The sequence below is a fragment of the Mesorhizobium sp. M1A.F.Ca.IN.020.03.2.1 genome, from assembly GCF_004023205.1.
GTDB lineage: Bacteria > Pseudomonadota > Alphaproteobacteria > Rhizobiales > Rhizobiaceae > Mesorhizobium.
The window spans coordinates 1-11,668 of sequence record NZ_RZSV01000185.1; the positions used below are offsets into that span (position 1 = coordinate 1).

The window sequence follows — 11,668 nt, forward strand, 5'->3', positions numbered from 1 at the left end:
GGCACGGCCGAGATCCTCCCCCCCCCCCTCTGGCCTGCCGGCCATCTCCCCCGCAAGGCGGGAGATCAGCAGCTCGTCTGCCCCGCCAGTTCTGCAACGCCGAAGATTGGCGAAGCGAGTGGCGACAGCCAATCTCCCCCCTTGCGCGGGAGATGTCCGGCAGGACAGAGGAGGGTGCTTTGCACAAACCTCAATCATGCCGGCTCGTCCATCAGATGCAGGTGCTCGCGGTTGAAGGTGAGCATCACCGCCTCGCCTTCGGCAGGGAGCGCGGTCCCCGCCGGCACCATGGCATGCAGCCTCAGCCCATCGGCATCCAGCGCCAGCCTTGTGGTGGCGCCGAGATAGTTGGTCCCGACCAGACGCGCGGCAACGCCATCGCCGCTCGTGGCGCCCGATACGCGGATGGATTCAGGCCTGAGGCTGCCCCAGCGATGCTGGCCGGAATAGCGCTGCACGAAATCCGGCGGCAGCACGTTGGACGAGCCGACGAAATCGGCGACGAAACGCGTCCTCGGCCGCTGGTAAATGTCCTCCGGCGTGCCGACTTGCATGATTCTGCCGTCGTTGAAGACGGCAACACGGTCGGCCATGGAAAGGGCTTCGCCCTGGTCGTGAGTGACGAAGACGAAGGTGATGCCGAGCACCTTCTGCAGCGACTTCAGCTCTTCCTGCATGTTCTCGCGCAGCTTGAGGTCGAGCGCGCCGAGCGGCTCGTCGAGCAGCAGCACTTTGGGCTGGTTGACGAGCGCCCGGGCAAGCGCGACGCGCTGGCGTTGGCCGCCGGAGAGTTGGCCGGGGCGCCGGGCCCCATAGCCCGGCAGGCGCACCAGCGAGAGCGCCTCTTCCGCCGCCTTCAGCCGTTCGACCCTGCCGACGCCCTTGACCATCAGCCCGTAAGCGACGTTGTCGAGCACGTTCAGATGCGGGAACAGCGCGTAGTCCTGGAAAACGGTGTTGACGTTGCGGCGATAGGGCGGAACGCCTTCGGCCCGCTCGCCGAAGATGGAGATCGAGCCGGCCGTCGGCTGCTCGAAGCCGGCGATCAGTCTGAGGCAGGTCGTCTTGCCGGAACCGGACGGCCCGAGCATGGCGAAGAACTCGCCCGGCGCGATGTCGAGATCGACCGCATCGACGGCGCGCACGCTGCCGAAATGGCGCGAGACTTGTTTAAAGGAAACGGCGGAGGTCATGATCTGTCCTGAAGGTTCAGGCTCTCAAATTCGGGCGTCTGTGCTGCCCCTCGTCCGCCTGCCGGCACCTTCTCCGCGTGAAAGACGGGGAGAAGGGACAAACTCCAGCGCTGGCGCCCCCCTCTCCCCGTTCTTCACGGGGAGAGGGTAAGGGTGAGGGGCAGCGCCAACTTCTAAAGGCTAGGCGAACTCACCGCCCGCCGATGACGCCGATATAGTCCGACACCCAGCGGTAATAGGGCACGCATTTGTCATTCTGGCTGGCGCATTTCGATATCGGCGTCTTCCAGAACTTGATCTTCTCGAAATTGTCGTAACCGTTGGTCTTGCAGCCCTCGTCGCCCAGCAGTTCATTGCCCTTGCAGGCGGCGGGCACGACCGGCAGAGAGCCGAACCAGGACGACACATCGCCCTGGACCTTGGGCGAGAGCGAGTGCTCGAGCCACATATAGGCGCAGTTCGGATGGGCGGCGTCGGCTTCCATCATGGTGGTGTCGGCCCAGCCGGTGACGCCCTCCTCCGGCACGGTCGAGGCGACCGGCTTCTTGGCGGCGACCAGCGTGTTCACCTGATACGGCCACGAGCCGGAGGCGACGACGCCTTCGTTCTGGAAATCGTCGACCTGGATTGCGGCGTCATGCCAGTAGCGGCCGACCAGGGTGCGCTGGGTGCGCAGCAGATCGAGCGCCGCCTTGTACTGGTCTTCGCTGAGCTCGTAAGGGTCCTTGATGCCCAATTCCGGCTTGTGGAACATCAGGTAGTTGGCGGCATCGGCAATGTGGATCGGGCCGTCATAGGCCTGGACACGCCCCTTGTTCGACTTGCCGTCGGGCAGCTTCATCTCCTCGAAAACGACGTTCCAGCTCTTGGGCGCTTCCTTGAAGACGGTGGTGTTGTACATCAGGATGTTCGGGCCCCACTGGTAGGGCACGCCGTAATGCACCTTGTCGACGGTGAACCAGGGCGCGTCCTTGAGACGGTCGTCGACCGTCTTCCAGCTCTTGATGAGGTCGGTGTTGATCGGCTGCACGCGCTTGCCGGCGACGAGACGCAGGGAAGCATCACCAGAAGCCGTCACCAGGTCGAAGCCGCCCTCGTTCATCAGCGAGACCATCTCGTCCGACGTATTGGCGGTCTTGACGTTGACCTTGCAGCCGGTCTCCTTCTCGAAGGCGGTCACCCAGTCGTAGTTCTTGTCGGTCTCGCCCCGCTCGATATAGCCCGGCCAGGCGACGATATTCAGCTCGCCCTCGCCCTTGCCGACTTCCTTGACCTGGGCGATCGCCTGACCCGAGAAGGTCAGCGCAACCGTCAACGCCGTGCATGACTTCAGGAATGCATTCATCATCGATCTCCCATTTTGGCGCATGACCCCGAAACCGATCCGGTTTTCAACAAGGATCACACGCAAACCTGAACGCCAGAGTTCCCATCACCCCGGCAGCCGCGCTCCTGAGCGGCTTTGTTCCCTGAGCGAAAAGTGCTGTGAAAATTCCGGTTTCGCAAATCCATTTATCAGAAAGCCGATATCGGATTTTCCGATACTCTTTCCGACGCCATTTCGGACGGAAGGTTGCGGCGAAGTCGCCGAGCCCAACCGTTCACACTTTGCTGGAATCGCTCTGATCAGAGCCGCTGCCGGACCATGCGCTGCGACTGGGCAAGTCCGATAAAGTCGCGGGCGGCCTGCGGCAGGCTGGAACCGCGGCGCCAAACCATGCCGACCTGGACGACCGGAAGCGAGCCGGAGATATCGCGGGATTCGATGCGGTCGCCTTCCAGCGACCAGGGACGATAGACGAGATCTGGCAGCAGCGCCACGCCGGCGCCGGTGGCGACGAGGCTGCGCACGGCCTCGACGGAGCGGGTGCGGAAGGCGACATGCGGTCTCGCACCGAGCGCCGACAGCAGCTTGCCGGTGTTCTCCTCGATCTCGTCGACGGTCAGCATGATCAGCGGTTCGGAAGCGATGTCGCCGATCGAGATAATGTCGGCGCTGGCGAGCTTGTGGCTGAGCGGCAGCCAGAGCCGATAGGCCGAGACTTCGAGGATTTCCGACTGCAGCGCGGTGCGATCGCGCAAATTCGACGTGACCATGACGGCGATGTCGAGCTTGCCGCCGACCAGCAGATGCTCGAGATAGTCGCCATTGTCCTCGATCGCCGAGACTTCGACGCTCGGATAGGCGCGGCGGTAGCGAGCCAGCAGATCGGAGAGCACGTAGCCGGCGACGAGCGAGGTGACGCCGAGCTGCAGCCGCCCGCCCGCTGTGAGTTGATCGCCGAGGAAAGCGCGGCGCGCATCGGAAACGTCGGCCAGGATTTTCGTCGCGTGGCGCAGGAACTGGTGGCCCTTATGGGTGATGTTGAGGCCGCGCGGGTGGCGGTCGAACAGCTCGACGCCGAGATCGCTTTCCAGCTCCTTGATCGCCTCGGTGACCGAGGATTGCGAGATGGAGAGGTTCTGCGCGGCGCCCGAGACCGTGCCTTGCTCGGCGACGGCGACGAAGAACTGGAGCTGGCGGATGGTGAAGGCCATGACCCGACTAAACACCGGCGCGGCCGGGAAGGAAAGCCGTTGGCGGCTCCGGCGCTAGGCCGTCGCAATGCTGAGACGCGCGCCGGCCTGGCTGAGCGCGGCGGCGATGTCGCGCGGCGGCGGCTGGTCGGTGGCGAGCTCGGAGAAACCGTCGAAGCCGCAGACCTGAACCAGGCCCTGCCGGCCGAACTTGGTATGGTCGGTGACGACCAGCGTGCGTTGCCCGCGCGACAACACCATGCGGGCGAATTCCGCCTCCTCCAGCTCGTAGTCGGTCAGGCCGGCGACGGCGTCGACCGCGCCGATGGAGATCACCGCGTGGCTGACCGAGAAGCGGCTTACGAATTCGATCGCCGCGACTCCGAGGGCCGCGCCTGAATCGCTGCGCAGCTCGCCGCCGGCCATATAGACCTTGTTGCCGTTCACCGTCGCCAGCGTACGGGCGATGTCGGACGAATTGGTGACCACCGTCAGGCGGCGATGGCCGAGCAGTTCGCGCGCCAGGAAGGACGTGGTGGTGCCGGTGTCGAGCATGATCGACTCGCCGTCGCGGATGGTGGCCGCGACCATGCGGGCAATCAGACGCTTTGCTTCGGCATTCTCGCGCATGCGGCGCTCGAACGGCGCCTCGCCTGTCATAGAGCGCAGGCTGACGGCGCCATGCATCTTGAGCAATGCTCCGTCATCCGTCAGCGGTTTCACGTCGCGCCTGACCGTCTCCAGCGACACGCCCAGGCGCTCGGCCAGGCTGGCGATGGTGATCGTGCCCTCCTCACCGAGGAGCCGCAGGATCTCGCCGTGCCGTTTCGAGTGGATCATGTGGATGTCCGGGATTTTGACCGATTCTACGGCATTCCTAACGCTTTTAAAGGAATTGCTCATATTTTCGGGCAAAACACCCAAAAAAGGTCACAGCTTTTTATTGACAGCAACATCACGCTGGCGTGAGATTGTTGTCGTGACAGGCTCGGAACTGCCACAGGAGGGTGATGGCAGAGCCGCAATCGACTGACCAGATTTTCTGGAACGTGCCTGACGCGAGCTTTTTTCGAATCCGCGGGGGCGGATGCCGGGATCCTAAGCCTGGCCAAGGGGCTCGTCGGTGTGGTGAGGGATATCAGTCCCGGCATCCCGCACCGACGAGGCCTTTCTTTTTTCTCTCATGGCTTTGTGAGAGACCGGCGCTTTGTCGTAAGCCGGCCGAAGCAGGACCGAACCCGTGAGCGCCGCCGTAACCACCGAAGACCGCATCCGCGCTCTGCCCTGCTGGAGCGGCGGCATCGAGATCGAGCCGCTGCCGGGCGGCCTCAGCAACGCCAACTATGTCGTTACCGACGCCGCCGGCCGGCACGTGGTGCGCTTCGGCCAGGACTTCCCGTTCCACCATGTCTTTCGCGAGCGCGAGGTGATGACGGCGCGCGCGGCGCATGCGGCCGGCTTCGCGCCGGCCGTGCACTACGCCGAGCCCGGAATTCTGGTGACCCAGTTTCTCGGCGCCAGGACCTTCCTTGCCGAGGATGTGCGCGCCGATCTCGGCCGCGTGGCGGCGCTGCTGCGGCGCTTTCACCGCGAGATGCCGAACCACGTCTCCGGCGCCGGTTTCATGTTCTGGGTCTTTCATGTCATCCGCGACTATGCGCGCACGCTCGAGGAAGGTGGCAGCCGCAAGAAGGACGAGCTGCCGCGCTATCTCGCTTTAGCCGACGAGCTCGAACGGGCGCAGAAGCTTTTGCCGATCGTCTTCGGCCACAATGATCTTTTGCCGGCCAACATCCTCGACGACGGCAAGCGGCTGTGGCTGATCGATTTCGAATATGCCGGCTTCAACACGGCCATGTTCGACCTGGCCGGGGCCGCCTCGAATGCGGGCATGAGCGACGAGGAATCCTTCGCCTTCCTGACCGCCTATTTCATGAAGGAACCGGACAGCGAGATCCGCCGCTCGCACGCGGCCATGCAATGCGCCTCGCTGCTGCGCGAGGCAATGTGGAGCATGGTCTCCGAGATTTATCTCGACGCGCCCGGCATCGATTACGTCGCCTATACCGAAGAGAACCTGGTGCGGCTCGACGCTGCACTGGAAAACTACCGGACGAGATACGGGACAAGATCATGACTTTGCCCAGCCATGCCGGGATCGTGGTCATCGGCGGCGGCATCATCGGCTGCTCGACCGCCTATCATTTGGCGCGCGACCACAAGGCCGACGTGGTGCTGCTGGAGCAAGGCAAGCTGACCTCGGGCTCGACCTGGCACGCGGCCGGACTGGTCGGGCAGCTGCGCTCGTCGGCCTCGATAACCCGCGTGCTCAAATATTCCGTCGAGCTCTATAAGGGGCTCGAGGCCGAAACGGGACTGGCGACCGGCTGGAAAATGACCGGGTGCCTCAGGCTCGCCACCAACGCCGATCGCTGGACCGAGTTCAAGCGATTGGCGACGACGGCAAAAAGCTTCGGCATGGACATGCAGCTGCTGTCGCCCGCCGAGGTGAAGCGCATGTGGCCGCTGATGGAAACCGGCGACCTCGTCGGCGCCTCCTGGCTGCCGACCGACGGTCAGGCCAGCCCCTCCGATATCACGCAATCGCTCGCCAAGGGCGCGCGCATGCATGGCGCAAAACTGTTCGAGGACGCGCGCGTCACCGGATTCGAGATGACGGGCGGACGCATCACCGCGGTGAAGACCGAAAAGGGCGACATTGCCTGCGACAGAGTGGTGAACTGCGCTGGGCAATGGGCAAGGCAGGTCGGCGCGATGGCCGGCATCAACGTGCCGCTGCAGCCGGTCAAGCACCAGTACATCATCACCGAGAAGATCGAAGGGCTGGCCAACGACGCGCCGACAATCCGCGACCCCGACCGCCGCACCTATTTCAAGGAAGAGGTCGGCGGGCTGGTGATGGGCGGCTATGAGCCGAACCCGCAGGCCTGGACGACTGAGCTCCCCGGGGGCGACGTGCCCAACGACTGGGAGTTCCGCCTGTTCGATGATGATTACGACCACTTCGAGCAGCATATGGCGCAGGCGATCGAGCGGGTGCCGGCGCTGGCCAATGTCGGCGTGAAGCAAATGATCAACGGGCCGGAGAGCTTTACCCCGGACGGCAATTTCATCCTTGGTGTCGCGCCCGAATGCGCCAACATGTTCGTCGGCGCCGGCTTCAACGCCTTCGGCATCGCGTCCGGCGGCGGCGCCGGCTGGGTGCTGGCGCAATGGGTGGTCGACGGCGAGGCGCCGCTCGACCTCTGGGTGGTCGACATCAGGCGTTTTTCCAACCTGCACCGCGACCGGCAATGGGTCTGCGACCGCACGCTCGAGGCCTATGGCAAGCACTACACCATCGGCTTCCCGCATGAGGAATATCTCTCGGGCCGGCCGCGCATCGTCTCGCCGCTCTATGAGCGGCTGAGAGAGCACCGCGCCGTGTTCGGCTCGAAGCTCGGCTGGGAGCGGCCGAACTGGTTCGCGCCCGACGGCGTAGAGCCGGAAGACGTCTATTCAATGGGCCGGCAGAACTGGTTCGAGGCGGTCGGCGAGGAACATCGGCATGTGCGCGAGAAAGTCGGCATCTTCGACCAATCCTCCTTTGCCAAATATGAGATGACCGGGGCCGATGCGCTGAGGGCGCTCGACTGGATCTGCACCAACGACATCAACAAGCCGGTCGGCCGGCTGACCTATACGCAGCTTCTCAACACGCGCGGCGGCATCGAAGCAGACCTCACGGTGGCACGGCTCGGCGAGGACAGGTTCTACATCGTCACCGGCACCGGTTTCCGCACGCATGATTTTTCGTGGATCGGCGACCATCTCGGCCAGGGACTCGACGCGGCGCTCAAAGACGTGACCGAGGATTTCGGCACGCTGTCGCTGATGGGGCCACGTGCCCGCGACGTGCTGTCGGCGGTAACGGGTGCGGATGTCTCCAACGCCGCCTTCCCCTTCGGCCACGCGCGCGAGATCGACATCGCCGGCCACACCGTGCGGGCGCTGCGGGTGACCTATGTCGGCGAGCTCGGCTGGGAGTTGCATGTGCCGATCGCCGCGACGGGCGAGATTTTTGATGCCCTCATGGCAGCCGGGAAACAGCATCGCATCCGCCCGGTCGGCTACCGGGCGCTGGAATCGCTGCGGCTGGAAAAGCGCTATCGCGCCTGGGGGGCGGACATCACGCCGAATGACACGCCGCAGGAAGCGGGCCTCGGCTGGGCTGTGAAGCTCAGGAAGAACAACGACTTCATCGGGCGGCGGGCGCTGGAGAAAGCGGCCGGCCAGCCGCTGACAAAACGCTTTGCCGGCTTCACGGTCGACGATCCGGACGTCGTCCTGGCCGGACGCGAGACGATCCTGCGCAACGGCCAACCGGTCGGCTATCTCACCAGCGGCGGCTATGGCTATACGGTGGAGAAGAACATCGGCTATGGCTATGTGCGCAACGCCGATGGCGTCAGCGACGACTTCCTCGCCTCCGGCGCCTATGAACTGGTGGTGGCGATGGAGCGCACGCCGGCAAAGATCCATCTCGAGCCGATGTACGATCCGGCCGGAGAGAAGATAAAGGCGTAAGCGAGGAAAGCGGTCAGCCGACGCGCAGCACGAGGCCCCTGCTTGGCACCGCATCGCCCTCGCCGGGCATCGACGCGTAAGGCCGTGTCTCTTCAAGCCGGGTTATGACGTCCTCCGCTTCGAGCACGGCGATCCGCTCGGCAAAGCCGGCCTGCCAGAGCGTGTTCTTGATCGTCAGCACGATGATGCCGCCTGGACGGCAGATGCGGATCAGCTCGTCCAGCCCCTCGACGCCGACATGGCCGGAGGTGAAGACGCCGGCCGAAACGATGCCGGCATAGGCGCCGTCCGAGAAAGGCAGGGCGCCGCCCAGCGCCAGACGATGCAGCGCCGTGTAGACGCCCTTGGCGCCGGCCTTGTCCAGCATGCCTTGCGAGATGTCGAGCGCCTCGACACGAGGATAGCCGGTGATTGCGAGCCATTCGCCGATCAGCCCGGTGCCGGCGCCTGCGTCGAGCACAGGTTCCGCGCCGCGCGGCAGATGGCGGGCCAGCAGGGCCAGGCAGATGGTCGGATGGCGATAGCCGGCCGCCGACATATCGGCGTCGTAAGTTTCGGCCCAGCTATCGTAGATTGCGGCCACCTCGTCCGGCCGTGTTGCGGCATAGGCCGCGCTTAGCGCGCTGTTGTGCTTGCCGTCCGCCATTGCCGCTCCCGCCGCCGATTCGTGTCGGCCATGGTAGCCAAGCGGCAAAAACTGTGGAACCGTTCCGCCATAAACATGGCGTGATGGTTAAGGGGGTGACGATGGAAGAGGCGCGCGCGGCGCTGGCCGCCATTCCGGCGCTTGCCGGATACAAGGGGCCGCTGGAGCGGCTGGGCGGCCTTACCAACCGTGTCTACAAGGCCGGCGAGGTCTGCCTGCGCATTCCCGGCAAGGGCACGGAGGAATATATCAACCGCGCCAACGAGGCGGTGGCGGCGCGCGAGGCGGCCAAGGCCGGCGTCAGCCCGGAGGTGCTTTTTGCCGACCCCGCATCCGGCTTGATGGCAACGCGCTTCGTCGCCGACGCCGAGACCATGTCGCCGGAAAAGTTCAAGGCCAGGCAGGGAAGTCCGGCGCGCGCGGGCGCAGCCTTCCGAAAGCTGCATTCGTCCGGCGCGGTCTTCCCCTTCCGCTTCGAGCTGTTTGCGATGATCGACGACTATCTGAAAGTGCTGTCGACCAAGGATGTGGTCCTGCCGCCCGGCTACCACGACGTGGTGCGCGAGGCGAGCAGCGTGCGCGAAGCATTGGTCACGCACCCGATCCAGCTTGCTGCCTGCCACTGCGATCCGCTCTGCGAAAACTTTCTCGATACCGGGGAGCGGATGTGGATCGTCGACTGGGAGTACTCCGGCATGAACGATCCGTTGTGGGATCTCGGCGACCTCTCGGTCGAAGGCAAGTTCGACGCCGGCCAGGATGAAGAGCTGATGCGCGCCTATTTCGGCGGCGAAGCAAGGCCGGCCGAGCGCGGCCGCGTCGTCATCTACAAGGCCATGTGCGACCTGCTCTGGACGTTGTGGGGGCTGATCCAGCTCGCCAACAACAACCCGGTCGACGATTTCCGCGCCTATGCGGACGGACGCTTCGCCCGCTGCAAGGCGCTGATGGAGATGCCCGAGTTTTCACGCCACCTCGCTGCTGTGCGAGAGGGGTGAGCGCAGGCCTGGATCCTAGTTGACGCCTTTCGGCACGTTTTCCGGCGGCACGACGGTCTCGACCACCTTCTGGCGATGGAAGATGAAGATGCCGGCGAGCACAACGATGGCCGAGCCGGCGAGTATCCGCGGGCTCGGCACATCGCCGAAGAAGACCAGGCCGAAGACAATGGCCCACAGCAGCAGGCTGTAATGCAGCGGCGCAAGCGTTGACGCCGGCGCCAGTTTCAGCGCCCGGGTGATCATCAGATGGGCGGCGCAGGAAACGATGCCGAGCAAAAGCATGGCGCCGAAATCGAGCGCCGACGGCGTGCGCCAGGCGCCGATCGCCAGCGCGCCGCCGACAATCAACGTGCCGATGGTCTGCCAGGTGACCAGCGTCGTGTCACTCGTTCCGCGCAAACGCCGGCCGAGAATGATGGCGAAGCCGAAGGCAATGCTGCCGATCAGCGCATAGGCCGATGACAACGAAAACGCGGCCGACGATGGCTTCAGGATGATCAGCACACCGCAGAAGCCGACCAGGATCGCCAGCCAGCGCCGCCAGCCGACCTTCTCGCCGAGCAGGAGATGCGAGAGCGCGGCGACATAGATCGGTCCGGCCATGTAGAAGCTCATCACGTCGGCGAGCGGCAGATAGACGACCGCGGCATAGAACAGCCCGGTATCGAGCGTGGTCGCCGCGACGCGCAGGACCTGCAGCACCGGCCTTTCCACCTGAAAAAGCTTGCCTGCGCCCTGGTTGGCGATCATCGGCCCAAGCACCAAGAAGGCGCCGATGGAGCGAACCAACACCACCTGACCGACCGAGAAGGAAGCGACCAGCCATTTGCCCATCGCGTCGTTGAGCGCGAACATGAAGTCGCCGGCCAGCATCAAGAGAATGCCGGCGAGCAGGACATTCTTGATCGTGAGATTGCGGGCGAGGAACTGGGCCATGCCCGGCTCCCTACTCGCAATCTGTCGCTTTGAGGAGGGAAATTCGGACGATCCGTAAGACCAGCGGCGGAAATCGGCTGGCGCTACGCGGATTTGTGCCTGCGGTTGACGTTCTCCGGCCGACCGGCGATCGACAGCCGCGTCTCCTGCCTGGTCCGTTCGGCCACCACCTTGCCCCTGGCGATGACACAGAGGCGCTCAGGGCGCAGGCGGACGGCCTCGATCGGATAGCCGGCGTCGAGCACGACAAGGCTCGCCCGCTTGCCGACGGTCAGACCGAGATGATCAAGCCCCATGATGGCGGCGTTGACGTTGGTGACCATGTCGAAGCAGCGCGCCATGTCGGCCGGGCTCGACATCTGCGCGACATGCAGGCCCATGAAGGCCACGTCGAGCATGTCCGCCGTGCCCAGCGAATACCACGGGTCGAGCACGCAGTCCTGGCCCCAGCCGACGCGGATGCCGAGCGCCAGCATCTCCTTCACCCGGGTGAGGCCACGCCGCTTGGGGAAAGTATCGTGGCGCCCCTGCAGCATGATGTTGATCAGCGGATTGGGGATCGCCGAGACGCCGGCCTCGGCGATCAGCGGCAACAGCTTCGAGACGTAGTAATTGTCCATGGAATGCATCGAGGTGAGGTGCGAGCCCGCCACCCTGCCCTGCAAGCCGAGGCGCTGCGTTTCATAGGCAAGCTGCTCGATGTGGCGCGAAAGCGGGTCGTCGGTCTCGTCGCAATGCATGTCGACCATCAGGCCGCGCTCCGCCGCGATCTCGCAGAGTTCCGTCAC

General features: G+C 64.6%; 11 protein-coding genes. 4 read left to right on the forward strand and 7 right to left on the reverse strand.

The window, feature by feature from the left end; genetic code table 11:
• Window positions 1-194 precede the first annotated feature (194 nt).
• The 4 genes from EOA79_RS23925 to EOA79_RS23940 form a co-directional block, all read right to left on the reverse strand.
• Window positions 195-1,193, reverse strand: coding sequence for an ABC transporter ATP-binding protein (locus tag EOA79_RS23925; protein WP_095824287.1), 999 nt, complete (start codon window positions 1,191-1,193; stop codon window positions 195-197).
• A gap of 190 nt (window positions 1,194-1,383) precedes the next feature.
• Window positions 1,384-2,538 carry an ABC transporter substrate-binding protein gene (locus EOA79_RS23930; RefSeq protein WP_095777615.1) on the reverse strand — a complete coding sequence of 385 codons (1,155 nt, stop codon included), beginning with the start codon at window positions 2,536-2,538 and terminating at the stop codon, window positions 1,384-1,386.
• Window positions 2,539-2,819: 281 nt separating this feature from the next.
• Entirely contained in the window at window positions 2,820-3,731 is a 912-nt protein-coding gene (locus EOA79_RS23935; RefSeq protein ID WP_067003593.1) for a LysR substrate-binding domain-containing protein, read from the reverse strand.
• A 54-nt stretch (window positions 3,732-3,785) separates the two neighbouring features.
• Window positions 3,786-4,550 (reverse strand): DeoR/GlpR family DNA-binding transcription regulator, encoded by a 765-nt coding sequence (locus EOA79_RS23940; RefSeq protein WP_095799264.1) that lies wholly within the window; start codon window positions 4,548-4,550, stop codon window positions 3,786-3,788.
• Between the two features lie 4 nt (window positions 4,551-4,554).
• Between EOA79_RS23940 and EOA79_RS23945 the strand changes: the two genes are divergently transcribed.
• From EOA79_RS23945 to EOA79_RS23955, 3 genes are all read left to right on the forward strand, one after another.
• Window positions 4,555-4,743 (forward strand): hypothetical protein, encoded by a 189-nt coding sequence (locus EOA79_RS23945; RefSeq protein WP_127214944.1) that lies wholly within the window; start codon window positions 4,555-4,557, stop codon window positions 4,741-4,743.
• Between the two features lie 207 nt (window positions 4,744-4,950).
• Window positions 4,951-5,847, forward strand: coding sequence for a phosphotransferase family protein (locus tag EOA79_RS23950; RefSeq protein WP_095824288.1), 897 nt, complete (start codon window positions 4,951-4,953; stop codon window positions 5,845-5,847).
• On the forward strand, window positions 5,844-8,297 hold the full coding sequence (locus EOA79_RS23955) for an FAD-dependent oxidoreductase (protein ID WP_095824289.1): 2,454 nt from the start codon (window positions 5,844-5,846) through the stop codon (window positions 8,295-8,297). The genes EOA79_RS23950 and EOA79_RS23955 overlap by 4 nt, the downstream gene beginning before the upstream one ends.
• Before the next feature lie 13 nt (window positions 8,298-8,310).
• Here the strand turns inward: EOA79_RS23955 and EOA79_RS23960 are convergent, their stop codons facing one another.
• Window positions 8,311-8,943, reverse strand: coding sequence for a class I SAM-dependent methyltransferase (locus EOA79_RS23960; RefSeq protein ID WP_095824290.1), 633 nt, complete (start codon window positions 8,941-8,943; stop codon window positions 8,311-8,313).
• Window positions 8,944-9,038: 95 nt separating this feature from the next.
• Here EOA79_RS23960 and EOA79_RS23965 point away from each other — a divergent pair, with 95 nt between their 5' ends.
• On the forward strand, window positions 9,039-9,941 hold the full coding sequence (locus EOA79_RS23965) for a phosphotransferase family protein (RefSeq protein WP_095824291.1): 903 nt from the start codon (window positions 9,039-9,041) through the stop codon (window positions 9,939-9,941).
• Between the two features lie 15 nt (window positions 9,942-9,956).
• Here EOA79_RS23965 and EOA79_RS23970 read toward each other — a convergent pair whose 3' ends face one another.
• Together EOA79_RS23970 and EOA79_RS23975 are read right to left on the reverse strand one after the other, a co-directional pair.
• Window positions 9,957-10,880 carry a DMT family transporter gene (locus EOA79_RS23970; protein ID WP_067324352.1) on the reverse strand — a complete coding sequence of 308 codons (924 nt, stop codon included), beginning with the start codon at window positions 10,878-10,880 and terminating at the stop codon, window positions 9,957-9,959.
• Between the two features lie 83 nt (window positions 10,881-10,963).
• On the reverse strand, window positions 10,964-11,668 hold a 705-nt coding region (locus EOA79_RS23975; protein ID WP_164893931.1), incomplete at its 5' end, for an amidohydrolase family protein.

Excerpts from the sequence above, each read along its gene's own strand:
- EOA79_RS23930 (WP_095777615.1), bottom strand. The coding sequence starts at position 2,538 with ATGAATGCATTCCTGAAGTCATGCACGGCGTTGACGGTTGCGCTGACC.
- EOA79_RS23945 (WP_127214944.1), top strand. The coding sequence starts at position 4,555 with ATGTCCGGGATTTTGACCGATTCTACGGCATTCCTAACGCTTTTAAAG.
- EOA79_RS23960 (WP_095824290.1), bottom strand. The coding sequence starts at position 8,943 with ATGGCGGACGGCAAGCACAACAGCGCGCTAAGCGCGGCCTATGCCGCA.
- EOA79_RS23925 (WP_095824287.1), bottom strand. The coding sequence starts at position 1,193 with ATGACCTCCGCCGTTTCCTTTAAACAAGTCTCGCGCCATTTCGGCAGC.
- EOA79_RS23935 (WP_067003593.1), bottom strand. The coding sequence starts at position 3,731 with ATGGCCTTCACCATCCGCCAGCTCCAGTTCTTCGTCGCCGTCGCCGAG.
- EOA79_RS23970 (WP_067324352.1), bottom strand. The coding sequence starts at position 10,880 with ATGGCCCAGTTCCTCGCCCGCAATCTCACGATCAAGAATGTCCTGCTC.
- EOA79_RS23940 (WP_095799264.1), bottom strand. The coding sequence starts at position 4,550 with ATGATCCACTCGAAACGGCACGGCGAGATCCTGCGGCTCCTCGGTGAG.
- EOA79_RS23955 (WP_095824289.1), top strand. The coding sequence starts at position 5,844 with ATGACTTTGCCCAGCCATGCCGGGATCGTGGTCATCGGCGGCGGCATC.